The 23918-nt window shown below is 70.7% G+C and carries 25 protein-coding genes; 13 read left to right on the top strand and 12 right to left on the bottom strand.

Annotated features, from left to right (window positions below):
• The first annotated feature begins 72 nt into the window (after positions 1 to 72).
• On the top strand, positions 73 to 1239 hold the full coding sequence (locus ACK4UM_RS00690; RefSeq protein WP_409794172.1) for an acetyl-CoA acetyltransferase: 1167 nt from the start codon (positions 73 to 75) through the stop codon (positions 1237 to 1239).
• Positions 1240 to 1376: 137 nt separating this feature from the next.
• Here the strand turns inward: ACK4UM_RS00690 and cydB are convergent, their stop codons facing one another.
• From cydB to galU, 5 genes are all read right to left on the bottom strand, one after another.
• A complete protein-coding gene (cydB, locus tag ACK4UM_RS00685) occupies positions 1377 to 2420 on the bottom strand; it encodes a cytochrome d ubiquinol oxidase subunit II (RefSeq protein ID WP_409794169.1) in 1044 nt (347 codons plus the stop codon).
• An 81-nt stretch (positions 2421 to 2501) separates the two neighbouring features.
• Positions 2502 to 3941: a cytochrome ubiquinol oxidase subunit I gene (locus ACK4UM_RS00680; RefSeq protein WP_409794166.1), complete on the bottom strand. Its 1440-nt coding sequence runs from the start codon at positions 3939 to 3941 to the stop codon at positions 2502 to 2504.
• 474 nt (positions 3942 to 4415) lie between these two features.
• Positions 4416 to 5507 carry a DNA topoisomerase IB gene (locus ACK4UM_RS00675; RefSeq protein ID WP_409794163.1) on the bottom strand — a complete coding sequence of 364 codons (1092 nt, stop codon included), beginning with the start codon at positions 5505 to 5507 and terminating at the stop codon, positions 4416 to 4418.
• Positions 5504 to 5809: a SemiSWEET family sugar transporter gene (locus tag ACK4UM_RS00670; RefSeq protein ID WP_409794160.1), complete on the bottom strand. Its 306-nt coding sequence runs from the start codon at positions 5807 to 5809 to the stop codon at positions 5504 to 5506. The genes ACK4UM_RS00675 and ACK4UM_RS00670 overlap by 4 nt, the downstream gene beginning before the upstream one ends.
• 82 nt (positions 5810 to 5891) lie before the next feature.
• A complete protein-coding gene (gene galU / locus ACK4UM_RS00665; protein ID WP_409794157.1) occupies positions 5892 to 6755 on the bottom strand; it encodes a UTP--glucose-1-phosphate uridylyltransferase GalU in 864 nt (287 codons plus the stop codon).
• 189 nt (positions 6756 to 6944) lie between these two features.
• Between galU and galE the strand changes: the two genes are divergently transcribed.
• A complete protein-coding gene (gene galE, locus ACK4UM_RS00660) occupies positions 6945 to 7928 on the top strand; it encodes a UDP-glucose 4-epimerase GalE (protein ID WP_409794154.1) in 984 nt (327 codons plus the stop codon).
• Positions 7929 to 7936: 8 nt separating this feature from the next.
• Here the strand turns inward: galE and ACK4UM_RS00655 are convergent, their stop codons facing one another.
• Complete coding sequence (locus tag ACK4UM_RS00655) at positions 7937 to 8350, bottom strand: hypothetical protein (RefSeq protein WP_409794151.1); 414 nt, start codon at positions 8348 to 8350, stop codon at positions 7937 to 7939.
• Between the two features lie 311 nt (positions 8351 to 8661).
• Between ACK4UM_RS00655 and ACK4UM_RS00650 the strand changes: the two genes are divergently transcribed.
• The 3 genes from ACK4UM_RS00650 to ACK4UM_RS00640 all read left to right on the top strand — a co-directional run bounded on the left by ACK4UM_RS00650 (position 8662) and on the right by ACK4UM_RS00640 (position 11802).
• A complete protein-coding gene (locus tag ACK4UM_RS00650) occupies positions 8662 to 9960 on the top strand; it encodes a lytic murein transglycosylase (protein ID WP_409794148.1) in 1299 nt (432 codons plus the stop codon).
• Between the two features lie 85 nt (positions 9961 to 10045).
• On the top strand, positions 10046 to 11320 hold the full coding sequence (locus ACK4UM_RS00645; RefSeq protein WP_409794145.1) for a DUF459 domain-containing protein: 1275 nt from the start codon (positions 10046 to 10048) through the stop codon (positions 11318 to 11320).
• 62 nt (positions 11321 to 11382) lie between these two features.
• A complete protein-coding gene (locus tag ACK4UM_RS00640; RefSeq protein WP_409794143.1) occupies positions 11383 to 11802 on the top strand; it encodes a PilZ domain-containing protein in 420 nt (139 codons plus the stop codon).
• A 9-nt stretch (positions 11803 to 11811) separates the two neighbouring features.
• Here ACK4UM_RS00640 and ACK4UM_RS00635 read toward each other — a convergent pair whose 3' ends face one another.
• Positions 11812 to 12879: a TadE/TadG family type IV pilus assembly protein gene (locus ACK4UM_RS00635; protein WP_409794140.1), complete on the bottom strand. Its 1068-nt coding sequence runs from the start codon at positions 12877 to 12879 to the stop codon at positions 11812 to 11814.
• A 166-nt stretch (positions 12880 to 13045) separates the two neighbouring features.
• On the opposite strand from ACK4UM_RS00635, the gene ACK4UM_RS00630 reads away from it, so the two are divergent.
• Positions 13046 to 13855: an SDR family NAD(P)-dependent oxidoreductase gene (locus ACK4UM_RS00630; protein ID WP_409794136.1), complete on the top strand. Its 810-nt coding sequence runs from the start codon at positions 13046 to 13048 to the stop codon at positions 13853 to 13855.
• A 223-nt stretch (positions 13856 to 14078) separates the two neighbouring features.
• The gene (locus ACK4UM_RS00625; RefSeq protein WP_409794748.1) at positions 14079 to 14288 is read left to right on the top strand and encodes a cold-shock protein; all 210 of its coding nucleotides are present in this window, start codon (positions 14079 to 14081) and stop codon (positions 14286 to 14288) included.
• A gap of 186 nt (positions 14289 to 14474) precedes the next feature.
• Here ACK4UM_RS00625 and ACK4UM_RS00620 read toward each other — a convergent pair whose 3' ends face one another.
• The gene (locus tag ACK4UM_RS00620; RefSeq protein WP_409794133.1) at positions 14475 to 14735 is read right to left on the bottom strand and encodes a PepSY domain-containing protein; all 261 of its coding nucleotides are present in this window, start codon (positions 14733 to 14735) and stop codon (positions 14475 to 14477) included.
• A 90-nt stretch (positions 14736 to 14825) separates the two neighbouring features.
• Entirely contained in the window at positions 14826 to 16007 is a 1182-nt protein-coding gene (locus tag ACK4UM_RS00615; protein WP_409794130.1) for a pyridoxal phosphate-dependent aminotransferase, read from the bottom strand.
• A 133-nt stretch (positions 16008 to 16140) separates the two neighbouring features.
• On the opposite strand from ACK4UM_RS00615, the gene ACK4UM_RS00610 reads away from it, so the two are divergent.
• The 3 genes from ACK4UM_RS00610 (at position 16141) to ACK4UM_RS00600 (ending at position 18134) form a co-directional block, all read left to right on the top strand.
• Positions 16141 to 17301 (top strand): SDR family oxidoreductase, encoded by a 1161-nt coding sequence (locus tag ACK4UM_RS00610; RefSeq protein WP_409794128.1) that lies wholly within the window; start codon positions 16141 to 16143, stop codon positions 17299 to 17301.
• Between the two features lie 124 nt (positions 17302 to 17425).
• Positions 17426 to 17761 carry a hypothetical protein gene (locus tag ACK4UM_RS00605; protein WP_409794125.1) on the top strand — a complete coding sequence of 112 codons (336 nt, stop codon included), beginning with the start codon at positions 17426 to 17428 and terminating at the stop codon, positions 17759 to 17761.
• Positions 17762 to 17774: 13 nt separating this feature from the next.
• A complete protein-coding gene (locus ACK4UM_RS00600) occupies positions 17775 to 18134 on the top strand; it encodes a hypothetical protein (protein ID WP_409794122.1) in 360 nt (119 codons plus the stop codon).
• A 13-nt stretch (positions 18135 to 18147) separates the two neighbouring features.
• Here the strand turns inward: ACK4UM_RS00600 and ACK4UM_RS00595 are convergent, their stop codons facing one another.
• The 3 genes from ACK4UM_RS00595 to ACK4UM_RS00585 all read right to left on the bottom strand — a co-directional run bounded on the left by ACK4UM_RS00595 (position 18148) and on the right by ACK4UM_RS00585 (position 19526).
• The gene (locus tag ACK4UM_RS00595) at positions 18148 to 18816 is read right to left on the bottom strand and encodes an endonuclease V (protein WP_409794119.1); all 669 of its coding nucleotides are present in this window, start codon (positions 18814 to 18816) and stop codon (positions 18148 to 18150) included.
• Between the two features lie 63 nt (positions 18817 to 18879).
• Positions 18880 to 19173 carry a DUF6522 family protein gene (locus ACK4UM_RS00590; protein ID WP_409794117.1) on the bottom strand — a complete coding sequence of 98 codons (294 nt, stop codon included), beginning with the start codon at positions 19171 to 19173 and terminating at the stop codon, positions 18880 to 18882.
• On the bottom strand, positions 19170 to 19526 hold the full coding sequence (locus ACK4UM_RS00585) for a hypothetical protein (RefSeq protein WP_409794114.1): 357 nt from the start codon (positions 19524 to 19526) through the stop codon (positions 19170 to 19172). Before ACK4UM_RS00585 ends, ACK4UM_RS00590 begins: the two co-directional genes overlap by 4 nt.
• A gap of 129 nt (positions 19527 to 19655) precedes the next feature.
• Between ACK4UM_RS00585 and arfB the strand changes: the two genes are divergently transcribed.
• From arfB to ACK4UM_RS00570, 3 genes are all read left to right on the top strand, one after another.
• The gene (gene arfB, locus ACK4UM_RS00580; protein ID WP_409794111.1) at positions 19656 to 20075 is read left to right on the top strand and encodes an alternative ribosome rescue aminoacyl-tRNA hydrolase ArfB; all 420 of its coding nucleotides are present in this window, start codon (positions 19656 to 19658) and stop codon (positions 20073 to 20075) included.
• A 218-nt stretch (positions 20076 to 20293) separates the two neighbouring features.
• Positions 20294 to 23572 carry a helicase-related protein gene (locus ACK4UM_RS00575; protein WP_409794109.1) on the top strand — a complete coding sequence of 1093 codons (3279 nt, stop codon included), beginning with the start codon at positions 20294 to 20296 and terminating at the stop codon, positions 23570 to 23572.
• A 34-nt stretch (positions 23573 to 23606) separates the two neighbouring features.
• A complete protein-coding gene (locus tag ACK4UM_RS00570; RefSeq protein WP_409794107.1) occupies positions 23607 to 23882 on the top strand; it encodes an RNA-binding S4 domain-containing protein in 276 nt (91 codons plus the stop codon).
• The last annotated feature ends 36 nt before the right edge of the window (positions 23883 to 23918 follow it).

Raw genomic sequence — 23918 nt, 5'->3', positions numbered from 1 at the left:
CGCCTCTTGCGCGCCCGCGCGGCGCGCCTCACTTTACCCCGGTCAACGACAATCCCGCGGGAGAGAGACGCCATGAATGCTGCCATCGTCGGCTGGGCCCATACGCCGTTCGGCAAGCACGAGGACGAGACCGTCGAGAGCCTGATCGTGCGGGTCGCGACCGAGGCGCTCGCCCATGCCGGGATCGAGGCGGGCGAGGTCGACGAGATCGTGCTCGGCCATTTCAACGCGGGCTTCTCGCCCCAGGAATTCACGGCGGGCCTCGTGCTCCAGGCCTCCGACGCGCTGCGCTTCAAGCCCGCGACGCGGGTCGAGAACGCCTGCGCGACGGGCACGGCGGCGGTGCATCAGGCGCTCAAGACCATCAAGGCCGGCCCGGCGCGGGTCGTGCTCGTCGTCGGCGTCGAGCAGATGACGAAGACGCCCGGCCCCGAGATCGGCAAGAACCTCCTCAAGGCCTCCTACCTGCCCGAGGACGGCGACACGCCGGCGGGCTTCGCGGGCGTCTTCGGCAAGATCGCGGCCGCCTATTTCCAGCGCCACGGCGACCAGTCGGATGCGCTCGCCGGCATCGCGGCCAAGAACCACGCGAACGGCGTCGCCAATCCGTTCGCGCAGATGCGCAAGGATCTCGGCTTCGATTTCTGCCGCGCCGAGAGCGAGAAGAACCCCTTCGTCGCGGGCCCCCTCAAGCGCACCGATTGCTCGCTCGTCTCGGACGGCGCGGCCGCGCTCGTGATCGCCGACGGCGAGACCGCGATGCGCTTCCCGCGCGCGGTGGCCTTCCGCGCGACCGCGCACGCGCAGGATTTCCTGCCGATGTCGAAGCGCGACATCCTCAAGTTCGAGGGCTGCGCGGTGGCCTGGCGGCGGGCGCTGGCGGAGGCCGGGCTCACGCTCGACGACCTCTCCCTCGTCGAGACGCACGATTGCTTCACGATCGCCGAGCTGATCGAATACGAGGCGATGGGCCTCGTGCCGGAGGGCCACGGCGCGCGCGCGGTCGCCGAGGGCCTGACGCTCAAGGGCGGACGGCTCCCGGTCAACCCCTCGGGCGGGCTCAAGGCCAAGGGCCACCCGATCGGCGCGACCGGCGTCTCCATGCACGCGCTCTCGGCGATGCAGCTCTGCGGCGAGGCCGGCGGCATGCAGATCGAGGACGCGACGCTCGCCGGCATCTTCAACATGGGCGGCGCCGCGGTGGCGAACTACGTCTCGATCCTCGAGCGGGTGCGGTAAGCGAAGGGCGGCGGGGGCGAGCTCCCCGCCTCATCCCACCACGATCGCCCGCAACAGCCGCGACAAAGCGAGGAAGGCCACGAGGCCGCCGACATAGAGGGCGACGAACCAAAGGATGCGCCGGGTCCCCTCGCGCATCAATGGTATCCCGTGTCCTTGATGTCCTCCGCCACCTTGCCGCGGAAGACCCAATAGGCGTAGGCCGTGTAGGCGAAGGTGACCGGCATCACGATCGAGAAGCCGACGAGGGCGAAGATCTGGCTGTCGACGGTGTTCGCCGCGTCCCAGATCGTGACGGAGGGCGGCACGATGTAGGGGAAGAGGCTCACGCCGAGCCCGAGGAAGCCGAGCAGGAACATCGCGATCGTGAGGAGGAAGGGCGAGCGCTGCCCGCCGTTTTCCAGCCCGCGCCAGATCAGAAAGGCGCAGAGCGCGGTGAGCAGCGGGATCGGGGCGAGATAGAGGAGGTTCGGCATCGCGAACCAGCGCCGTTCGATCTCGACGCCGAGAAAGGGCACCCAGGCGGAGACGACGGCCATCATCGCGATCGTGCCCAGGAGGTAGCGCTTGGCCTTGGCGCGCGCCCACATCTCGAGATCCCCCGTCGTCTTCATCACGATCCAGGTCGCGCCGAGAAGCCCGTAGCCGAGCACGAGGCCGATGCCGGTCGCCACCGAGAAGGGGGTGAGGAAATCGAGCGTGCCGCCGGCGAATTCGCGCCCGACGACGGTGAAGCCCTGAACGAAGGCGCCGAGCACCATGCCCTGCGCGAAGGTCGCCACCAGCGAGCCCCAGTGGAACGAGGCGTCCCAGAGATATTTGGAGGTGTCCGCCTTGAAGCGGAACTCGAAAGCGACGCCGCGGAAGACGAGCGCCAGCAGCATCACGAGGAGCGGCACGTAGAGCGCCGGCATCAGGAGCGCATAGGAGAGGTGGAACACGGCGAAGAGCCCGCCGCCGCCGAGGATGAGCCAGGTCTCGTTGCCGTCCCAGATCGGGGCGACCGAATACATCATCCGATCGCGCCAATTCTCGTTCGCCGCGGGGCGAAACAGGATGCCCACCCCGAGATCGAAGCCGTCCATGATCACGTACATGATCACCGCGACCGCGATCAGCCCTGCCCAGATCAAGGGCAGCCAGAGCGCGAGGCCTTCCAGATTCTCGGCATATCCGAACATGACGGCCTCCTCGTATTGGCCTGTCTACAGACCCGACGCTCTCCCCTCTCCCGGATGGGAGAGGGGTTCTCGTGCCGCCCCTCACCCGGTCGCGCCCCGGTCGGCGCCCTGCAGGCGGTCGGCGCCGGCCGAGAAGGGGCGTTTGGGCCGCTCCGCCAGAGTCTCGCCGGGCATCGGCTCGTGCTCGTCGGGGCCGCGATGGAGGAGCTTGAAGAGGTAGTAGGTGCCCGCCGTGAACACGATCGCGTAGACGATCACGAAGGCGATCAGCGAGGAGGCCACCGCCGCCGTCGTCACCGGCGAGACCGCGTCGACCGTTCGCTGCAGGCCGTAGACGACGTAGGGCTGTCGCCCGATCTCGGCGGTGAACCAGCCGGTCAGCACCGCGATGAAGCCCGACGGCAGCATGAACAGGCACGAATACAGGAAGGCCGGACTGTCGTAGAGCCGCCCGCGCCAGCGCAGCCACACGCTCCAGGAACCGACGGCGAGCATGAGGCAGCCCATCAGCACCATCACGCGGAAGGAGAAGAACACCGGCCAGATCGGCGGGCGCATCTCGGGGGGCACCTCGCGCAGGCCCGGCAGCACCCCGTCCCATTCGTGGGTGAGGATCAGCGAGCCGAGATTGGGGATGCCGAGCTCGAAGCGGTTGACCTCGTTCACCTCGTCGGGGATCGCGAAGATCAGGAAGGGCGCGCCGGCCTGCGTCTCCCAATTGCCCTCGATCGCGGCGAGCTTCGTCGGCTGATAGGCGAGGACGTTGAGGCCGTGCAGGTCGCCGAGGAAGATCTGCACGGGCGCGAACACGGCCGCGAAGGCGGTCGCCATCGACAGCGAGCGCCGCGCGCCCTCGATGCGCACGCTCTCGCCCGTCTCCCGTCCGCGCCGACGCGCACGGATGATCATGTAGGCCGCCATGCCCGCCACCGCGAAGGCGGTCGTCAGGTAGGCGGCGAGCACCATGTGCGTGAAGCGGTTGAAGAAGGAGGGGTTGAAGACGATCTCGAGCCAGCTCACCGGCACCGCGACGCCGTTCACGACCTCGAAGCCGTCGGGCGTCTGCATCCAGGAATTCGCCGACAGGATCCAGAAGGCGGAGAGCAGCGTGCCGAGCGCCACCATGCAGGTCGCGAAGAAGTGCAGCCGGTCGCCGACCTTGTTCCAGCCGAACAGCATGATGCCGAGAAAGGCCGCCTCCAGGAAGAAGGCGGTGATCACCTCGTAGGCGATGACGGGACCGATGACGTTGCCGGTGAAATCCGAGAATCCGGACCAGTTCGTGCCGAACTGGTAGGACATCACGATGCCCGAGACGACGCCGAGCCCGAAGGAGACGGCGAAGACCTTCACCCAGAACTTGTAGAGGTTCTTGAAGACGATGTTGCGCGTCATGAGCCAACGCGCTTCGAGCACCGCGAGCCAGCTCGCGAGCCCGATGGTGAAGGCGGGGAAGATGATGTGGAAGGCGATCGTGAACGCGAACTGGACGCGCGACAGGAACAGGGCGTCGAGCTCCATCGGGGGGCTCCCTCGGGCGCGAGGTGGATCGCCCGCGTCGTCGAGACCGGCGCGGCACGGCAGACGCGACGCGCCGGGGGAGCCGCGCCGCACGAGAGCACCGTCCCGCGGCGAGGGCCGGTGGAACGCTGCAGAAGATCCTGGTGCCAACGCGACGCCGAGGAGCCGGTTCCTAAGTAGATGCACCCATGGGGGGCGCCCCTCATTCATCTCGGCGCCTGGGAATCTCTCTCGAAGGCTGTCATCCCGGGCCGCGAAGCGGACCCGGGACCCATAGTCTGGAGGATCGTTCGAGCGCGCATGCCGCGCTCGTTCCGCTCCCGTCGGGCAGCCTTCGTCGGAGAAACGCAGCCTACAGGCTGCGACTGTGACCTTGGCGGTTATGGGTCCCGGATCGCCTTCGGCGTCCGGGATGACATCGCAAATATCGATTACCAAACCAGCAGCGGAAGGAAAGAGCGCCGCCCCCACCCCTCACCGCGCGAGACGCGCGCGCAGCATGCCGACGACGGCCGCTTCCTCCGGCGTGAGGCCCTCGATCTCGTGGACGAGCGCCGCTTCCGCCGCCTCGCGCATGGCCTGGGCGAGCTCGCCCGACAGGAAGGCGGAGGGGACTTCCGGGTGGACGTAGCACTTGCGGCAGATCGTCGGCGTGTTGCCGAGCCGCGCGGCGACGCGGGTGATCGCCTCCTTGAGGTGGCGCTTGGCCGCGCGCTCGCTCTCGAAGCCCTCGAGCTCCTGCAGCGCGAGCGTCGCGAGCACCGTGCCGCCCCAGGTGCGGAAATCCTTGGCGGTCACGGCGAGCCCGCCGCTCGCCTCGCGCAGATAGGCGTTCACCTCCGCCGAATCGACGCTCTGGCGCGTGCCCTCCTCGTCGCGATATTGGAACAGGCGCTGGCCGGGGAGCTCCTGCAGGGCGCGCAGAACGCGGGCGACGCGGCGGTCGCGCACCGAGACGTTCCAATCCTTGCCGCCCTTGCCGCGGAAGACGAAGCGCAGCGTCGCGCCCTCCACTTCGACGTGCCGCTCCTTCAGGGTGGTGAGGCCGTAGGAGCGGTTCTCGCGGGCGTAATCGTCGTTGCCGATGCGGATCAGCGTCGTCTCGAGGAGATGCACGATCGTCGCGACGACCCGCTCGCGCGAGAGGCCCGGGCGGCGCATGTCGGCATCGACCCGCGCGCGGATCGCCGGCAGCGCCTGCGCGAAGGCGAGCATGTGCTCGAACTTCGTCGATTCGCGCACCTCCCGGAAGCGCGGATGGTAGCGGTATTGCTTGCGGCCGCGCGCGTCCCGCCCCGTCGCCTGGACGTGCCCGTCCGGATCGGGGCAGATCCACACGTCCGTATAGGCGGGCGGGATGGCGAGCGAGCGGATGCGCGCGAGGGTGTCCGCGTCGCGGATCGTCTGCCCGTCCGGCCCCCGATAGGAGAACCCCTTTCCCGACTTGCGACGCCTGATACCCGGCTCCTCGTCGGAGACGTAGGAGAGGCCCGCGCTCTCGGCCGCGTCCTGCGGATCGACGATGCCGGCATCCTCAACGGCCCGATCGGCCGCCGCGGCGCTCATCGGGGCAGGCCCGTCTCGACGGTGGCCGCGCGGCGCGCCCGCCGGGTGTTGCGCAGCTTCATCACGAGGACGCTCGTCGCGAGCCCGAGGCTCAGCGTGTTGAACACGACGATCGGCAGGCTCGCGATGAACAGGCCGTAGACGATCCACAGGGAGAAGGCCGTCACCGTGACGACGTACATCTTCAACGAAATCGCCTCGGTGTCGCCGAGCCGCCAGGACTTCCAGACCTGCGGCACGAAGCTCGCCGTCGAGCAGATGCCCGCCGCGGTCCCGATCAGCGTGGGAAGATAGGCCTCCATCGCGCGCGTACGCCTCCTCGAGCGAGGCCCGGGGGCGGCCTCGCGGAGGAATGCAACGGCGCCGCTCGCGGCGTGTTCCCGATCAGGCCCGCAGATGCTTCTCGATCTCGGCGCGGAACGCCGCGGCGATCTCCGGGTCGGCGAGGCCGTAGGCGAGATTGGCGACGAGGAAGCCGAGCTTCGAGCCGGTGTCGTAGGTCGCGCCCTCGTAGCGCACGCCGAAGAAATCCTGCGTCTTCGCGAGCCGCTTCATCGCGTCGGTGAGCTGGATCTCGCCGCCCGCGCCCCGCTCCTGGCTCTCGAGAAGGCCGAAGATCTCGGGCTGCAGGATGTAGCGGCCCGAGATGATCAGGTTCGAGGGCGCGGTGCCCGGCGCGGGCTTCTCGACCATGCCGCCGATGGCGAAGGTCCGGCCGTAATCCTCCTCGACCGCGACGATGCCGTATTTGTGCGTCTCGTCCTCGGGCACCTCCTCCACCGCGATGAGGTTGCCGCCGTGGCGCTCGTACGCGGCGAGCATCTGCGTCATGCAGCCCTTCGAGAGCATGTCGGGCAGGATCACCGCGAAAGGTTCGTCGCCGACGATCTCGCGCGCGCACCAGACCGCGTGGCCGAGCCCGAGGGGCGCCTGCTGGCGGGTGAAGCTCGTCGCGCCCGCCTTCGGCAGGGCCGCGCGCACGGTCTCGAGCGCGGCCGTCTTGCCGCGGGCCTCGAGGGTCGTCTCGAGCTCGAAGGCGATGTCGAAATGATCCTCGATCGCGCCCTTGTTGCGGCCGGTCACGAAGACGACGTGCTCGATGCCGGCCTCGCGCGCCTCGTCGACGACGTGCTGCACGACAGGCCTGTCGACGACGGTCAACATCTCCTTCGGCACCGCCTTCGTCGCCGGCAGGAAACGGGTGCCGAGACCGGCGACGGGGATGACGGCTTTGCGGATGCGCTTCATGGATCTTCCCGAAAGAGCGCTCGCGGGGTGGCGAGCGGGTGCGGCCCGTGCTCATAACGCCACGTTAGGGCGGACGTTGCATCATCCGTCGCGGGTGGCTCATGTGAGGATGCCCCAACGGGGCGCTCGGCGTAAAGTGCCGCTCGGCCGACCGCGCCCTTCGCGCGGCGGGAATTTCGGGAGACGGGGATGGCGGTTCTGGTCACCGGCGGGGCCGGTTACATCGGCGGGCATGCGGTGCTCGCGCTCCTCGACGCGGGCGAGCGCGTCGTCGTCCTCGACGACCTCTCGACGGGCGTACGCCGGGCGATCCCCGAGGGCGTGCGCCTCGTGGAAGGCGACATCGCCGACGCGGCGCTCGTCGCGCGCACGATGCGCGAGAACGACGTCGCCGAGATCCTGCATTTCGCGGCGAAGATCGTCGTGCCGGATTCGGTCGCCGACCCGCTCGGCTATTACGAGGCGAACACCGTGAAGACCCGCGCGCTCCTCGCAGCGGCGATCGGCGCGGGGCTCGAGCGCTTCGTCTTCTCCTCGACGGCGGCCGTCTACGGCGAGCCGGAGATCGGCATTCTCGACGAGAATGCGACGCCCGCGCCGATCAACCCCTACGGCCGCTCCAAGCTGATGAGCGAGTGGATGATCCGCGACGCGGCGGCCGCCCACGGCTTCGGCTACACGATCCTGCGCTATTTCAACGTGGCGGGCGCCGATCCGAAGGGGCGCATCGGCCAGTCGACGCCGAACGCGACCCATCTCATCAAGGTCGCGGCGCAGACGGCGCTGGGCGCGCGGCCGAAATTGTCCCTGTTCGGCACCGACTACCCGACGCCGGACGGCACCTGCGTGCGCGACTACATCCAGGTGAGCGACCTCGCCGACGCGCACGTCGCCGCGCTGCGACATCTGCGCGCGGGGGGCGAGAGCCTCGTCCTCAATTGCGGCTACGGACGCGGCGCCTCCGTGCGCGAGGTGATCGAGACGGTCAAGCGCGTCTCCGGCATCGATTTTCCCGTCGAGCAGGCGCCCCGCCGCGCCGGCGACCCCGCCGCGCTCGTCGCAGACCCGACCCGCATCCGCGACCTCCTCGCCTGGACCCCCCGCCACGATGACCTCGACACGATCGTCGCCCAGGCGCTCGCGTGGGAGCGGCGGCTGACGAACGGGGGGTGAGGAAATCGTTATTGCGGCGGCGCCGCGATCGTCTGGCCGGTCCAAGCCGGCACGACGATCACGCGCCCCTCGCCGGCCGGCGTTTGCAGGGCGGAGGTGAGCGCTTCGAGGGCGTCGATGCTGATCGCGGGAGCGTTTGCCTGTTGGATTGCGAGCCGTTGCTCGAGCCATGCGAGCTCGCGGCTCAGGCCGGACATGTGCTGCACCAGCTCGCGATTGGCGACTTCGATGCGCGTCACTCCGTCCCGCAGGAACTGGTTCGACGTTCGCACCTCGGCGACGAGCGCTCTCAGCTCGGATGTGACCTCCGCCGAGCGCCGGCCGCCGTCTTCCACGGCGCGACGGATGCTCGACACGTCGTCCTTGATCCCGGACGCGACCCAAGCACCAGAACCGATCACCAGCACGGTCGCGGTCGTCAAGGCTCCCAGAAAGGCCCCAAGTCCGAGTGTCACGTTCGCCTCGCCGATGCGAAGGAGCTTCGGCTCGTCTCCACCAGGTTCCATGCGCGTCCCCGAGCCGATACGTCCCACACGCGACCGTTCGGCACGGCGCGCGAGGTAGAGAGCATAAGGCCGAAGACGACTTTTGGAAGTTGTATTTTTCGACAACGGCGCCGCCCGCGAGGGCTTCCGTCCGGTGTGGTCCCACCCCCCTTAATCCTTCCTTCACCCCGATCTGGTCGCTTCCTCTCTCATCGCGTAACCTCCCGTTCACGACGAGCGACCCGCCCATGTCCCGAGACTACACCGCCCGCCGCGTGCCGAAAGCCGCGCTCCTCACGCTGACCGCCTTGGCGCTCGGGGGCTGCGTGGGCATGGGAACGGCGGGGATCGGCTCGGCCTTCCGCGTCGATCAGACCGCCTCGACCGCGCCCGCGAGCCTCGCCCCGGCCCAGACGACCGGCCCGAGCGCGCCGGCCCCGCGGGGCTCCTTCTCCTCCTTCGTGGAGAGCCTGTGGCCGATGGCGCAGGCGCGCGGCGTCTCGCGCGCGACCTTCGACCGTGCCTTCGCCGGCGTGACGCCCAACGAGCGCGTCGTCGAGCTCACCCAGCGCCAGGCGGAGTTCACGCGGCCCATCTGGGAATACCTCGACAACGCGATCTCGGCCGAGCGGCTGCGGCTCGGCGAGGCGGCGCGCACGCGCCACGCCACGACGCTCGCCTCCGTCGAGCGCGCCTACGGCGTGCCCCGCGAGATCGTGCTCGGCGTCTGGGGCATGGAGACGAATTTCGGCTCGTTCACCGGCTCGATGGACGTGATCCGCTCGCTCGCGACGCTCGCCCATGTCGGCCATCGCGGCACCTTCTTCCGCGACGAGCTCCTCGCTGCGCTGCAGATCCTGCAGGAGGGCAAGATCGCCCGCGGCGATCTCAACGGCTCCTGGGCGGGCGCGATGGGCCACACCCAGTTCATGCCCACGAGCTATCTGCGCTTCGCGGTGGACGGGGACGGCGACGGGCGCCGCGACATCTGGAACTCGATTCCCGACGCGCTCGCCTCGACCGCCAATTACCTGCGCCAGCACGGCTGGCAGCCGGGGCTGCCCTGGGGCATGGAGGTGGTGGTGCCCGCGGGCTTCGACTTCTCCCAGCGCACGATGGCGTTCTCCGGCTTCGCGCGGGCGGGGGTGCGGCGCGCGGACGGCGCGGCGCTGCCGAATGCCGGCGAGGCGACGCTGTTCCTCCCCGCCGGCGCGCGCGGCCCCGCCTTCCTCGTCACCGCCAATTTCGACGTGATCAAGCGCTACAACGCGTCCGATTCCTACGCGCTCGCGGTCGGCCTCCTCGGCGAGCGCCTGGCCGGGCGACCCGGCGTTCGCGGCACCTGGCCGCGGGGCGAGCGGATGCTGTCGGCCGACGAGCGGCGCGAATTGCAGGAGCGCCTCTCCCGGCTCGGCCTCTACGACGGCACGATCGACGGCAAGATCGGCTCCCAGTCCCGCGAGGCGGTGCGCCGCTTCCAGCTCTCGCGCGGCCTCACGCCGGACGGCTTCGCCGACGTCGCGGTGCTCGAGGCGCTTCGGCGCTGAGATCGACGGTTCTCCGCGCCGAGCGCCGCGGGACGACTGAAGGGGGGCCTGACGCGGGCGCGTTTTGCGGCTATGTTTCCGGGGCATGAGACCACGGTCCTCGCCCCGCCGCCGGCCCACCGGCCTCGTCGTCGCCGCGCTCGTCTGCGCGGCGTGCCTCCTCGCGACGCCCGAGGCGGCCGATGCGCAGGCGCAGGCACCCGCGCAGCAAGGCGCGCCGGCCGCCAATCCGTGGCTCCAGCTGTTCGGCATCCGCCCCGCCCCGCCGCCTCAGGCGGCCGAGCCGCAGAGGCAGCGCGCCCCGCGTCCCCAGCGCCCGGTCGCCGCCCCCCGCGAGGCCGCCGCCCCGGCTCCCGAGGCGGTCGAGATCACGCGGCGGATCGTCGTCTTCGGCGATTCGCTCGCCCACAATCTCGGCGCGGGGCTCGCCGAGGTCCTCGCCGACAAGCCCCACGTCGCGGTCGTCACGCGCTCGCGCGGCTCGTCGGGGCTCGTCCGCGACGATTTCCACGATTGGCGCGCCGAGGTCGAGCCGATCCTCGCCGCAGATCCTCCCTTCGACATCGGCGTGGTGCTGGTGGGGCTCAACGATCGTCAGGAGATCGCCACGCCGCAGGGGCGGCTTCCTCCGCTCGGCGACGCCTGGAAGGAGGCCTATGCCGCGCGCGTCGACACCATCCTCGCGCGCTTCGCGGCGGATGGGCGGCCGCTCGTCTGGGTCGGCCTGCCGCCGACGAGCGCGCGACGGCTGACGACCGATCTGCAGGCGATCAACGAGGTGATCCGCGCGCGCGTGCACGCCGCCAACGGGATCTTCGTCGACATCTGGCAGGGCTTCGTCGACGACGAAGACCGCTATGCGGCCAACGGCCCGACGCTCGAGGGGCGGATCGCGCGGCTGCGCGCGAGCGACGGCATCCATTTCACACCGGCCGGCAGCCGCAAGGCCGCGCATTTCGTCGAGATCGAGCTGCGCCGCCTCCTCGCCGCGGAGACGCCGCCCCCGGTCGGGATCGCTCGGGAGACCGCGCCGCCATCGCAGGAGGCCACCGCCGAGATCGACGAGATCATGGCGCATCTCGTGAGCCCCCTCCTCGTGCCCGAGGCGGAGGCGCAGCCGGTGGTGCCGCGCGCGGCTCCGGCGATCGGGCCGGTCCTCCCGCTGACCGGCTCGGCGAGCGCGGGGGGCGCGCAGCTCCTCGTCGAGCGGCCGCGCGTCGACCGCGCCGCGCGCCTCGCGACCGAGCGCGTCCTCGCCGACGGTCTCGCGCCGGCGCCGGTGCCGGGCCGTGCCGACGATTTCAGCTGGCCGCCGCGGGCGGACGCCGCCGCGCCCGCCACCGGACCGGCCGCCGATTGAGGACGCCGCTTAACGCTTTCCTCAACGACGTCTGCGATCCTGTTCGCGCGGGGGAACGCGCGATGTCGACGACGATCGAGGGCGAGAGCGGGAGCGGGGTGGACGGCCGGGTCGCGCCGCGCCACCGGGTGCTGATCGCCGGGACGATCCGCTATGCCGGCGGCATCGGGACGGCGTCCTGCGTGGTGCGCAACCTGTCCGAGACCGGCGCCAAGCTGACGCTCTCGGAATCGCTGAATCTGCCGACGCATTTCGATCTGGCGATCGCCCAGAAGAACGCCGTCCACCGATGCGAGCTGCGCTGGCGCCGAGGCGAGGAAGCCGGGGTCGCCTTCCTGGACGCATCCGCATCCGCTCCCGCCGCCGCGCCGGCGCCGCCGATCGCGACGCCGGAGATCGACGCCCTGCGCGCGCGCATCCGAACGCTCGAGGCGGAGAACGCCCGGCTCAAGGCCCGCATCGCCGAACTCGCGGGCGGCTGAGCCGGCGGCTCAGCGCACGATCGTCACCTGCTTGTCGGTCAACTTCTCCTGCTCGGGGCAGCTGACGACGAGGCGGATGTCGTCGTAGTCGCGGTCCGTCCAGCCGAGCCCCGGCGGGCGGTCCTCCCAGCCGAAATACATCAGCATGCCCGGATGGCATTCGCCGGTCGCCACGCGCGGATCGCGATTCGTCTGACGGTTGGGGATGATGCCGCCCTGCGAGACGTTGCGACACTCCTCGTCGGTCCGGCACAGGACGGTCTCGAGGATGGGCTTGTTCGACATGTCGATCTGGTCGCGCCGCCCGTCCGCGAAGACGCGGGCGCCGCGGATCGTGTGAACGAGACGGTCCGTGCCCGGCACGAAGCTCGAATCGGTGAAGTATTCGTAGACCTCGCGGCGCGGGTCGTCCCAGGCCGCGGGATTGCTGCGGGCGCTGCGGACGTTGCGCAGCTTGTAGCTCGGCACCTCGCCGGGACCGCAGATCGGCAGACGCCAGCCCGGGACGGTTCTCTCGAAATCCGTGGGCGGCGTGCCGTTGTCGGCGAGCGGCGTGAGCTGGCTGCGCCCGCGATCCGCCTCGTGGATGCGGCTCGGGTCGAAGCAATAGATGTAGATTCGGTTGTAGTCGGCGGCCTCCGGCTCGAGCAGCATGCGCCGGGGCGGCAGGACGCGATAGGTCGGCGGGATGCGCCGGCCGATGCTCTCGACGGCTATGCTCATGTTCTGCGGCATGCCCGGCACCGCCTGGACCATGCGCATGGCGAGACGTCCCTCCACCGTCACCGCGAAATGGCGATCGTCGAGCCAGCGCCCGCTCACGCGCACGTCGGAGATGTCGTCTCCGAAATGCGCGAAGATCGCCTGCTTCGCCGAGGCGAGCGACGAGGCCGCGCGATCGACGTCCGCCGCGGCCACCGCGACGACCGTGCGATCGCCGATGACCTGCATGAACTCGCGCGCGTTGCCGGCGCGGCCGAAATCGACCGCCGCGCCGGTCGTGGCGAGCACCGGCAGGATGCTCAGCGCGAACACGATCGCGACGTTGCCTTTCCTGTCTTTCCCGAAACCGAACATGGGGAGCCTCCATCCGATTACCGGATGTTAGGCACGAACCTCGAAAAGCTCCGTTTCATCCTCGGACGCAATCGCGCTCGCGTGATTTACCTTACGTAAAGCATGGCGTTGCCTCTAAGGTGGAAGCCCCAGGCTCCGGCTCCGCATGCGCAAGAGGGAGATTTCCATGCTCGACTTCGACGGACGCATCGTCCTCGTCACCGGTTGCGGATCGCTCGCCGACGGCGGCAGGGGCGAAGGCTGGGGCAATGGGCAGGCGATCGCCACCGCCTTCGCCCGCCGCGGCGCCCACGTCGTCGGCTGCGATCGCGACCCAGCCGCGGCCGAGACGACCCGCGCGCTGATCGCCCGCGAGGGCGGCTCGTGCGAGGTCCACGTCGTCGACGCCACCATCCGCGCCGACGTCGAGGCCTTCGTCGCCGACGCGCATGCGCGGCACGGGCGCATCGACGTCCTCGTCAACGTGGTCGGCCGCTCGGAGCCCGGCGGACCGGTCGAGATGGACGAGGCGACGTTCGACGCGCAGATCGACGTCAACCTCAAGAGCGCCTATCTCTGCTGCAAGGCGGTCTTGCCGATCATGGAGGCGCAGGGGGCGGGCGCGATCGTCTCGATCGCCTCGGTCGCGGGCCTTCGCTACATCGGCAAGCCGCAGGTCGCCTATGCCGCGGGCAAGGCGGCGCTCATGCAGATGATGCGCACGACGGCGGTGCTCTACGCGAGCCGCGGCGTGCGGCTCAACACGGTGGTGCCGGGGCTGATGGGCACGCCGCTCGTGCGGCGGCTCGCGGACAAGTATGCGGGCGGCGATTACGAGGGCTTCGTCGCCACCCGCAACGCGCAGGTGCCGATGGGGCGGATGGGGGACGCCTGGGACGTCGCCAACGCCACGCTCTTCCTCGCGAGCGACGAGGCGCGCTACGTCACCGGAACCGAGCTCGTGGTGGATGGCGGGCTCGTCGCCGCGACCCGCTGAACCGCTGCGGGAGGCGTTCCACAGGGGATCGGGGACATTACGTCTTGGAAAAACCGCATTCATCCCTTATCTGGAGATCATCGAGTTTCGGCCGGACGACTTGGCCACGAAGCGCGGCACCGAAGTCCCGCGCGGCTGACGACCCTCTACCAGACATCGATATTTCGTGGGCGCCCGCTTGCGAGCGCCCGAAACCAACCGCATGCCTGGAAAGGTCTACGTCATGCGCACCGGTACCGTGAAGTGGTTCAACACGACCAAGGGCTACGGCTTCATTCAGCCCGACGAGGGTGGAGCGGACGTGTTCGTCCACATCTCCGCCGTCGAGCGCGCGGGTCTGCGCGGTCTCGACGAGGGCCAGAAGGTCTCCTTCGAGGTCGTCGCCGACCGCCGCACCGGCAAGTCCTCGGCCGACAAGCTCGCGCTCGTCTGAGCGCTGCCGCCGTCCTCAGCGCCGGCGCGCCGAGATCGGCCCCGTCTCCCTCGCGGAGGCGGGGCTTTTTCGTGGGCGGGCGCTGGAGCGTCATCCCACCGAATGGATGCCCGTCGGTGAAGACGATGCCGGAGGACGGAGACCGAGAGCCTTCGACCTGATTTCATCAGGTCGAAAAGCGCCGCTCTAGCGCGCGATCGAGGCGCCCGTCGTCGGATCGACCCGCAGCTCGACGCGCCCTCCGTCCGGGCGCACGTAATCGATCTCCCAATAGCCGTCGTCGTCCCATTCGACCTCGTCGAAATACGCGACGTCACCCGTGCCCTCGAGCGTGGCGAGCACCTCGGAGAGCGGCAGCGCGTCCGCAGGAGGGCGCGCATGGGCACCGGGCGCGGCGGTCGCGAGCGCGACGAGCATCCCGAAGGCGAGGGGCAGCGAGGTTCTCATCGTCGATCTCTCCTGATGTTGCGGCGGGACGGGCCCGTGCCCTCCTCAAGGCCGATCGCCCGGTGACGGTTCCTCCCGCGCAAGGATCGATCAGGCCGGTCGCTCGCTCTCCAGAAAGCGCGCCATGCGCGAGAGCGCCTCCTCGATCGCGGCCTCCGACGCCGCGTAGGACAGACGCAGATAACCCTCGCCGTGCAGGCCGAAATCGGGCCCGCCGATCGTCGCGACATGGGCGCGATCGAGGAGCGCCGAGGCGAGCGCCTTGGCGCGCCAGCCGGTGTCGCGGATGTTGGGGAAGGCGTAGAAGGCGCCCTTCGGCACGATGCAGGAGACGCCCGGCAGCCGGTTGAGCCCCTCCACGACGAGCCGGCGGCGCCGATCGAAGGCGGCGACCATCTCGCCGACGCAATCCTGCGGCCCCTCGAGCGCCGCGATGCCGGCATGCTGGGTCGCGGCGTTGACGCAGGAGAAGGAATTGACCGCGAGCTTGCGGGCGGCGTCGTAGAGGCGATCGGGCCAGACCGACCAGCCGAGCCGCCAGCCCGTCATCGCATAGGTCTTCGACGCGCCGTCGAGGAAGATCAGCCGGTCGCGGATCTCCTGAAAGGAGAGGAGCGACACGTGCGCCTGTCCGTCATAGGTCATCTGCCCGTAGATCTCGTCCGACAGGATCGCGACCTGCGGATGCGCGGCGAGCCCCGCGACGAGCGCCTCGATCTCCGCGCGCGGGGTGACGCCGCCGGTCGGGTTCGCGGGCGAATTGACGATGGCGAGGCGCGTGCGCGGACCCAGGAGCGAGAGCACCTCGGCGGCGGAGAAGGCGAAACCGTTCTCCTCCCGGATCGGGATCGGCACGGGCGTCGCGCCGGTGAACTCGATCATCGAGCGGTAGATGGGGAAGCCCGGGTCCGGATAGAGGATCTCGACGCCCGGCGCGCCGAGCATCAGGATCGCCATGAACATCGTCACCTTGCCGCCCGGCACCACCATCACGCGATCGGGCGAGACCTCGGCGCCGGTGCGCCGGGCGATGTCGGCGCAGATCGCCTCGCGCAGGGGGAGTATTCCGGTCGCGGGCGTGTAGCCGTGATGCCCGTCGCGCAGGGCCGCGATCGCCGCCTCCACGATGTGCGGCGGCGTCGCGAAATCGGGCTGGCCGATGCCGAGATTGACGACGTCCGCGCCACCCTGCGCGAGGGCGACGGCGCGCGCGAGGACGGCGAAGGCGTTCTCCTCGCCGATGCGGGAGAAGGCGGATACGGGCTCGATCATGGGTCACGGCTCCGAGGACGGGGCGCCGATCATGCAAAGCGCGGGCGCGATGTCAAAGCGCGGAACCCCGCTCGCGCGCCTCGCATTTGGCACGCACGAGCGACCCCGCCACCCGAGCCTCGAAGGAACCACCATGCCCCGCCTCGACCTGAAGCCGCTCCACGCCCAGACGATGGTGATCACGGGCGCGAGTTCCGGCATCGGCCTCGCGACCGCGCGCATGGCCGCCGATCGCGGCGCGCGCGTCGTGCTCGTCGCCCGCGACCGGGACGGCCTCGCGCGGATCTGCGAGGACATCCGCCGCGACGGCGGGCGCGCGGACTACATCGCCGCCGACGTCGGCCGCCGCGACGAGATGCGCCGCGTGGTCGAGACGACGATCGAGCGCTACGGCGGCTTCGACACCTTCTTCAACAATGCGGGCGTGGGCGCCTATGCGCGGCTCGAGGAGATCTCGGACGAGGACCACGAGCGCATCTTCCGCACGAATTACTGGGGCGTGGTCTACGGCTCGACCGAGGCCTTGAAGCACCTGCGCCGCCGCGGCGGGGCGCTGATCAACATGGGCTCGATCTCGTCGGAGGTGCACGCGCCGCTGCTCTCGGCCTATACCGCCTCGAAATTCGCGGTGAAGGGGTTCACGGATTCGCTTCGGCTCGAGCTCCGCCACGACGACGCCCCCGTCTCGGTGACGCTGATCCAGCCGAGCGGCATCGACACGCCCTTCGGCACGCATGCCAAGAACGACATGGACGTCGCCTCGCGGGTGCCGCCGCCGGTCTACGCGCCGGAGAGCGTCGCGCGCGCCGTCCTGCGCGCGGCCGAGCACCCGGTGCGGCATATCGTGATCGGCGGCTCGGGGCGCGCGCAGATCGCGCTCGCGCGGCTGTTCCCGTCGCTCGCCGACGTCGTCTTCGAGAAGATGTTCTACGCGACCGCGCGCGATCCGCGTCGGCCGCCGCAGGGCGGACGCGGCTTCCACCGGGCGGGCTCGAGCGGCGCCATTCACGGCGAGCCGACGGGCTACCACGCCTCGTCGAGCCTCTACACGCAGGCGGCGCTCCACCCCGTCGCCTCGCTCGCGATCGGCGCGACGGCGGCGGTCGCCGGGCTCGGCCTCGCGGCGTGGCTGATGGCGCCCGAGCGGCTGCCGGCGCAGGGCCGGCGCGGCATGCCGGTCCGCCGCGACGCGCCTGCGCGTCGGCGCCCGTTCGACGACGAGCCGCGCCGCCCCGCGCCCTACGAGCCGCGCGCCACCACCCGCCCGCCGGAGCAATACGCGCCGATCCGCTGAGCGGCGCGTTCACCACGACGAAACGCAGCGGGCGCGACGACGTCACGCGCAAGTCGCGCTCGCTTGCGGAACGGCCAAGCTCGTGCTTATCCTCGCGGCGTTTCCGCCATCGGGGCCAAACGCCATGCGCAATACGGTCTTCGCCGCCTCCCTCGTTCTCGCGGGGAGCCTTTTCGTCACGCCGGTATCCGCGGCGAGCTGGGAGTTCGACCTCGTCAACCGGTCGAACGCCAACATCCTCTCCTTCCAGACTCGCGAAGGCGGCGCCTGGAGCCACAATTGGCTCGACGAGATCGTTCTGCCCGGCGAGACCTTCATCATGGATTTCGGCACCGACCAGGGCGATTGCCGCGTGCGCACGCGCATGGACTTCTCGGACGGGACCTTCTTCGAGGGCAATATCGATTATTGCTCGATCTCGACGATCACGGTGCGCAACAACGACGTCGTCTGGGAATGAGCGGGGGCCGGCCATGAGAGCACTCGCCACGGGCCTCCTCGCGGTGGCGCTCGTCGCCGCCTCCCCCGCGCTCGCCCGCGATCTGGGCGGCGCGTACCGCGTCTCCGGCACCAATCTCGACGGCACGTCCTATTCCGGGCTCGCCACCGTGACGGTGATCAGCGACACGACCTGCGTCATCGAGTGGGAGACCGGCTCGAGCGCGCAGGGCATCTGCATGCGTCACGGCGACGTCTTCGCCGCCGCCTACGAGCTCGACGGCTATTTCGGCCTCGTCGTCTACGACATCCTCGCCGACGGCACGCTGCGCGGCACCTGGACCGTGACGGGCGAAGACGGGGCCGGCCGGGAGACGCTCACGCCGATCCGGTGAGCGGCCGTCCGCCTCACGCGAGCTGTTCCTGACCCGCCTTCTGGGCGACGCGGATCGGCTCGGGGAGGCGGTACTTGTCGGTGCAGCGCAGGACGAGCTCGACGGCGCCGTCGAGATCGGCGAGGTGGCCCGGCGAGATGAACATCGGGTTCATGCGGGTGCGGGTGCGCACCGCCATCCCGATCGTCTCGCCGTCCTCGACGAGCGGCGCCATGGCGCCCTTGTCCTCCGGCAGGAGGGCGAAGCGTCCGCACAGGCGCGTCTTGCCGCACCCGATCGTCGGGCGCTCAAGGAACAGCCCGAGATGGCAGGCGGTGCCGAAGCGGCTCGGATGGGCGATGCCGGCCCCGTCGAACAGGAAGACGTCGGGCTCGGCGTCGAGCCGCTCGAAGGCCTCGCAGAGCGCGGCCCCCTCGCGGAAGCTCGTGAAGTTCGGAAGGTTCGGCAGGATCGCCGGCCCGCGCCCGTGCGCCACCTCGACCAGCGCGAAATCGGGGAAGGTCAGCACCGCCACGGTCGCGTGCGCCTCGTCGTCCTTGATGGAGACGTCGACGCCGGCGATGAGCCCGATCGCGTCGACCGCGAGCTTTCGGCCCACATCCACCTCGCCGCGCAGGTCGGCCTCGAGGGCGAGGGCCTCGTCGGCGGTCAGTTTCCAGTCGTGTCGGCGTCGGATCTGCATGCCCCAGCGAACGCGGGACGTGGCATTTGGGTTGCGCGCATCGTCGCGCTTCCCCGCGCGCTCTCAGGATCCGCGTCTGCGCAGAGCCGCCGGCAGGGGCACGCCGTCATAGGCGATGCGGGAGCGCTTGAGGATCGCGCCGGTCTCGTCGACGATCAGGCGATAGCGCGCGCTCGCGTGGAAGAAGGTGAGGCGCCACAGGCCCTCGTCCTCGTTCTCGCCGCGCTCGACGAGGCTCGTGATCGTGCCCTCGCGCAGGTGGCGGACGACCTCGGCGGGCTCGATCCCGAACCCCTCCCCGATCGTCTTCGCGTCGACGTGGAAGCCGTCGGAATCGCGCTCGACGCGATCGCTCATCGCCGCTCGTCGCGATCGACGACCCGGAACTCGGCATCCTCGATCCCGTCGGGCGCCGGGCGGCGGGGATCGCGCGCGCCAGCGAACGGCTCGCGCGCGAACGGCTCGCGGCCGAAGGTCTCGCCGTGCGGCGCGACCGCGTTGCGGCCCGACAAAGCCTTGCCGCGCCCGAGCCAGGCGGCGACGCCGCCGGCGACGATGATGGCGGGCACCGCGACGAGCGCGATGCCGGCGGCGAGCACCAGCACCATCAGCCCGACGAGGAAGGCGGCCGCGAGCCCGAGCCCGATGGCCCAGCGCGGGATGGTCACCACCCGCGGCTGCCCGTTCTCGTATTTCACGAAGCGGATCATCGGCTCGTTCCCCTCGCATCTCGTCGTCGTGCGGCTGCCGCCCGGCCGTCCCCACGCGGGGAGCGCTGGGCAGCGCGCGCTCTACATGGTATCGGCGGACCTCGAAATCAAACCCCGGCAGGACGCGCGATGATCGAGGTCACCCAGACGATCGCCCTCGACGAAGGCGAAATCGAGATCGTGGCGATCCGCGCCTCCGGCCCCGGCGGTCAGAACGTCAACAAGGTCTCGTCGGCGGTGCAGCTGCGCTTTCCCGCGCTCGCCTCGCCCTCGTTGCCGGACGGCGTCAAGGCGCGGCTTCCCGCGATCGCCGGCAGCCGGATGACGAAGGACGGCACCATCGTCATCACCGCCCAGGTCTACCGCGACCAGGAGCGCAACCGCGCCGATGCCATCGCGCGCCTCGTGGATCTCATCCGCCGCGCCGCCTACCGCCCGCCGCCGCGGCGCCCGACGCGCCCGACGCTCGCCTCGAAGCGTCGCCGGGTCGAGGCGAAGACGCGCCGATCCGGCATCAAGAGCCTGCGCGGCAAGCCCGACGCGGAGTGATCCCCGTACGACCATCGACACGGACCCGCTCGCATTCTCCCGCGAACGCGCCCATATAGGGCCTGCGGCGCGGGGGCGTCGTCGGAGAACGAACCCGGTAGATGCCGGAGTCGCCGATTCGCCCCCTCTCCGTTCGACGCCCGTTCCGATCCGCGCAAGCGGCCCGGGGACCCGCTTCGGCCCCCGTTCGAGAGAGACCCGCGAGCTCCCCCCCGACCATGCCCCGCCTTTCGCTCCCGCCGCAGGCCCGCTCGCGTGGCGTCACCGCGGTCCTCGGCCCGACCAATACCGGCAAGACGCATCTCGCGATCGAGCGGATGCTCGCCCATTCCTCGGGCATGATCGGCCTGCCGCTGCGGCTTCTCGCGCGCGAGGTCTACGGCCGCGTCGTGGCGCGGGCGGGCGCGGATGCGGTCGCCCTCGTCACCGGCGAGGAGAAGATCAAGCCGAAGCACCCGCGCTACTGGATCTGCACGGCCGAGGCCATGCCGCGCGATCTCGACCTCGCCTTCGTCGCGATCGACGAGATCCAGCTCGCCGCCGATCTCGATCGCGGCCACGTCTTCACCGATCGCCTGCTCAATCAGCGCGGGCGCGACGAGACGCTGCTGATCGGCTCGGCGACGATGAAGCCGCTCGTCGAGGCGCTGATCCCGGGCGTGCACGTGACGACGCGCCCGCGCCTGTCGCAGCTCTCCTATGCCGGCCAGAAGAAGATCTCGCGCCTGCCCGCACGCTCGGCGATCGTCGCCTTCTCGGCCGAGGAGGTCTACGCCATCGCCGAATTGATCCGCCGCCAACGCGGCGGAGCGGCGGTGGTGCTCGGCGCGCTCTCCCCGCGCACCCGCAACGCCCAGGTGGCGCTCTACCAATCGGGCGACGTCGACTATCTGGTAGCGACCGACGCCATCGGCATGGGCCTCAATCTCGACGTCGACCACGTCGCCTTCGCCGCCGACCGCAAGTTCGACGGCTTCCGCTTCCGCAAGCTCAACCCCTCCGAGATCGGCCAGATCGCGGGCCGCGCCGGGCGCCACCTCAACGACGGCACCTTCGGCACGGCCGGGCGCTGCGATCCGTTCGAGCCGGAGCTGATCGAGGCGGTGGAGAACCACGTCTTCGAGCCGGTGCGCATCCTGCAATGGCGCAACCCCGATCTCGATTTCCGCAACCTCGAGCGCCTGCAGGCGAGCCTCGCCGAGCAGCCGCGCGAGCACGGCCTCACCCGCGCGCCGATGGCCGAGGACGTCGCCGCGCTGGAGATCGTGGCGCGCGAGCCCGAGATGCGCGACCTCGCGACCTCGCCCGGCGCCGTCGAGCGGCTCTGGGAGGTCTGCCAGGTGCCGGATTACCGCAAGGTCTCGCCCCAGACCCACGCGGACCTCGTCACCGCGCTCTACCGTTTCCTGATGCGCGACGGGCGGGTGCCGGACGAGTGGTTTTCCCGCCACGTGAAGATGCTCGACCGGGTCGACGGCGACATCGACACGCTCTCCACCCGCATCGCGCAGGTGCGGACTTGGACCTTCGTCGCCAACAGACCGGACTGGTTGCGCGATCCGGAGCATTGGCAGAGCGAGACGCGTGCGGTAGAGGACAAGCTGTCGGATGCGCTGCACGAGCGCCTGGCCAGCCGGTTCGTCGACCGGCGCACCAGCGTGCTCATGCGGCGCTTGAGAGAGAACGCGATGCTTGAAGCGGAAATTTCGCAGACCGGCGACGTCAGCGTCGAGGGTCAGCACGTCGGGCGCCTGTCCGGATTCGTCTTCGTTCCCGATCCGGACGCGACGGGCGACGAGGCCAAGACCCTCCGCAACGCGGCGGTGAAGGGGCTCGCGGGCGAGATCGAGGCGCGCGCCGAGCGCTTCGCCACGGCAGCCGATTCGAGCTTCGCGCTCGCCAACGACGGCACGATCCGCTGGATCGGCGAGCCGGTGGCGAAGCTCGAGGCCGGCGAGAAGGTGCTCGACCCGCGCGTGTGGCTGATCGCCGACGAGCACCTGACGGGCGCCGCGCTCGAGAAGGTCGAGGGCCGGATCAAGGCCTGGCTCAAGGCGCACGTCACGCGCACGCTCGGGCCGCTGATCGAGCTCGAGGAGCCCGCCGATCTGACGGGCATCGCGCGCGGCATCGCCTTCCAGATCGCCGAGGCGCTCGGCGTGCTCGAGCGCGCGCGCGTCCTCCAGGAGGTCCGCGGTCTCGACCAGCAGGCGCGCGCCGCGCTGCGCCAGAAGGGCATCCGCTTCGGCGCCTATCACCTCTATCTGCCCGCTCTGATGAAGCCCGCGCCGCGCACGCTCGCGGCGCAGCTCTGGGCGCTCAAGAACGGCGGGCTCGACCAGAAGGGCATCGACGAGATCGCCCATCTCGCGAGCTCGGGCCGCACCTCCATACCCGTCGATACCGAGGTGGCGAAGGGGCTCTACCGCTCGGCCGGCTTCCGGGTCTGCGGCGGGCGGGCGGTGCGCGTCGACATCCTCGAGCGCCTCGCCGACCTGATTCGCCCGGCCATCGCCTACGTTCCCGGCACCACGATCGGCGAGCCGCCGGCGGGCGCGGCGGAGGGCGACGCCTTCGTGGCGACGGTCGCGATGACCTCGCTCGTCGGCTGCGCGGGCGAGGATTTCGCGCAGATCCTCAAATCGCTCGGCTACGTCGCCGAGACCCGCACCGGCCCCGCCATCGTCTCGACGATCCTCCTGCCCCAGCCGACGACGCCGATCGCGCCGGCGAAGGCGGAGGCTTCGGCCGAGGCGACGTCGGAGGAGAGCGTCGCGACCGAGGCGATGCCCGAGGCCGCCGTCGACGAAACGCCGACGGAGGGGGTGCCGTCGGAGCCGATTTCGGCCAAGGCCCCCGCCGAGGACGCTCCGGAGCCGATCGCGGCCCAAGAGGGCGACGCGGGCGGCGCGGATGTCGCCGAAGTCGCGGTTCTGGACGCGCCGGTCGCCGAGGAGCAGGTCTCCGAGGAGGTCGTCTCCGAGGAGGTTGCCGCGGAGGAGGCCCCCGCCGAGACTCTCGTCGCGGAGGCGGCGCCCGCGGAGGCGCCGGCCGAGCCCGAGACGGTCGTCGTCTGGCGTCAGGGCCGGCGCGAGCCGCGTCAGCGCCACGGGCGCCCGGGTCAGCGGGGCGAAGGCCGCGGCGACCAGCGCCGTCGCGAGGGCGGGCGCGGGCCCGCCCAGCCGGGCCAGGGTCAGCCGGGTGAGCGTCAGCCGGGCGAGCGGCGCGGCGAACGCCGCGACGAGCGCGGCCCGCGCCCCGACAAGCCGCGCGAGGAGCGTTTCGGCAAGGGTCGCGGCGAAGGACGCGGAGAGGGTCGCGGCGAGGGCCGTCCCGATCGCGGCGAGGGCGGGCGCGGTCCGCGTCCGCAGCGCGAGGATCGCGGTCCGCGCACCGGTGCGCCGCCGCAGCGCGAGCGCCGCGAAAAGCAGCCCGATCCCGATTCGCCCTTCGCGAAGCTCGCGGCGCTGAAGGCTCAGCTCGAGGGCAAGAGCTGATGGGCCGCCCCTCTCCGCGCTCGGCCTGATTCCCGTGCGCGCGGATCGCCAGAGGCTCGACAAGTGGCTCTGGTACGCGCGGTTCGCGCGCACGCGCGGAATGGCGGCGCGGCTCGTGGAGGACGGCTACGTGCGCCTCAACGGCCAGCGGCAGACGAACCCCGCCAAGGGGATCGCGATCGGCGACGTCCTCGTCGTCGCGGCGCCCCACGCCACGATGGCCGTGCGCGTCCTCGATCTCGGCGAGCGCCGCGGACCCGCGAGCGAGGCGCAGACCCTCTACGAGCCGGTCGGCGAGCCGTCGGCTTGAGCGCGGCGTGTGTTGTTTGCCTGTCCCTGCGCGCCC

The organism is Salinarimonas sp. (assembly GCF_046292825.1).
Taxonomy (GTDB): Bacteria; Pseudomonadota; Alphaproteobacteria; order Rhizobiales; family Beijerinckiaceae; genus Salinarimonas.
This window is presented reverse-complemented; position numbering and strand designations above follow the sequence as displayed.

What these genes read in the sequence shown, in the direction of transcription:
- ACK4UM_RS00635 (WP_409794140.1), bottom strand. Translation starts at nt 12,879, where the DNA reads ATGTTCGGTTTCGGGAAAGACAGGAAAGGCAACGTCGCGATCGTGTTC.
- cydB (WP_409794169.1), bottom strand. Translation starts at nt 2,420, where the DNA reads ATGTTCGGATATGCCGAGAATCTGGAAGGCCTCGCGCTCTGGCTGCCC.
- ACK4UM_RS00640 (WP_409794143.1), top strand. Translation starts at nt 11,383, where the DNA reads ATGTCGACGACGATCGAGGGCGAGAGCGGGAGCGGGGTGGACGGCCGG.
- ACK4UM_RS00650 (WP_409794148.1), top strand. Translation starts at nt 8,662, where the DNA reads ATGTCCCGAGACTACACCGCCCGCCGCGTGCCGAAAGCCGCGCTCCTC.
- ACK4UM_RS00625 (WP_409794748.1), top strand. Translation starts at nt 14,079, where the DNA reads ATGCGCACCGGTACCGTGAAGTGGTTCAACACGACCAAGGGCTACGGC.
- ACK4UM_RS00590 (WP_409794117.1), bottom strand. Translation starts at nt 19,173, where the DNA reads ATGAGCGATCGCGTCGAGCGCGATTCCGACGGCTTCCACGTCGACGCG.
- ACK4UM_RS00610 (WP_409794128.1), top strand. Translation starts at nt 16,141, where the DNA reads ATGCCCCGCCTCGACCTGAAGCCGCTCCACGCCCAGACGATGGTGATC.
- ACK4UM_RS00600 (WP_409794122.1), top strand. Translation starts at nt 17,775, where the DNA reads ATGAGAGCACTCGCCACGGGCCTCCTCGCGGTGGCGCTCGTCGCCGCC.
- ACK4UM_RS00630 (WP_409794136.1), top strand. Translation starts at nt 13,046, where the DNA reads ATGCTCGACTTCGACGGACGCATCGTCCTCGTCACCGGTTGCGGATCG.
- ACK4UM_RS00605 (WP_409794125.1), top strand. Translation starts at nt 17,426, where the DNA reads ATGCGCAATACGGTCTTCGCCGCCTCCCTCGTTCTCGCGGGGAGCCTT.
- ACK4UM_RS00620 (WP_409794133.1), bottom strand. Translation starts at nt 14,735, where the DNA reads ATGAGAACCTCGCTGCCCCTCGCCTTCGGGATGCTCGTCGCGCTCGCG.
- ACK4UM_RS00595 (WP_409794119.1), bottom strand. Translation starts at nt 18,816, where the DNA reads ATGCAGATCCGACGCCGACACGACTGGAAACTGACCGCCGACGAGGCC.
- ACK4UM_RS00690 (WP_409794172.1), top strand. Translation starts at nt 73, where the DNA reads ATGAATGCTGCCATCGTCGGCTGGGCCCATACGCCGTTCGGCAAGCAC.
- galE (WP_409794154.1), top strand. Translation starts at nt 6,945, where the DNA reads ATGGCGGTTCTGGTCACCGGCGGGGCCGGTTACATCGGCGGGCATGCG.
- ACK4UM_RS00585 (WP_409794114.1), bottom strand. Translation starts at nt 19,526, where the DNA reads ATGATCCGCTTCGTGAAATACGAGAACGGGCAGCCGCGGGTGGTGACC.
- ACK4UM_RS00675 (WP_409794163.1), bottom strand. Translation starts at nt 5,507, where the DNA reads ATGAGCGCCGCGGCGGCCGATCGGGCCGTTGAGGATGCCGGCATCGTC.
- ACK4UM_RS00670 (WP_409794160.1), bottom strand. Translation starts at nt 5,809, where the DNA reads ATGGAGGCCTATCTTCCCACGCTGATCGGGACCGCGGCGGGCATCTGC.
- ACK4UM_RS00680 (WP_409794166.1), bottom strand. Translation starts at nt 3,941, where the DNA reads ATGGAGCTCGACGCCCTGTTCCTGTCGCGCGTCCAGTTCGCGTTCACG.
- ACK4UM_RS00615 (WP_409794130.1), bottom strand. Translation starts at nt 16,007, where the DNA reads ATGATCGAGCCCGTATCCGCCTTCTCCCGCATCGGCGAGGAGAACGCC.
- arfB (WP_409794111.1), top strand. Translation starts at nt 19,656, where the DNA reads ATGATCGAGGTCACCCAGACGATCGCCCTCGACGAAGGCGAAATCGAG.
- galU (WP_409794157.1), bottom strand. Translation starts at nt 6,755, where the DNA reads ATGAAGCGCATCCGCAAAGCCGTCATCCCCGTCGCCGGTCTCGGCACC.
- ACK4UM_RS00645 (WP_409794145.1), top strand. Translation starts at nt 10,046, where the DNA reads ATGAGACCACGGTCCTCGCCCCGCCGCCGGCCCACCGGCCTCGTCGTC.
- ACK4UM_RS00575 (WP_409794109.1), top strand. Translation starts at nt 20,294, where the DNA reads ATGCCCCGCCTTTCGCTCCCGCCGCAGGCCCGCTCGCGTGGCGTCACC.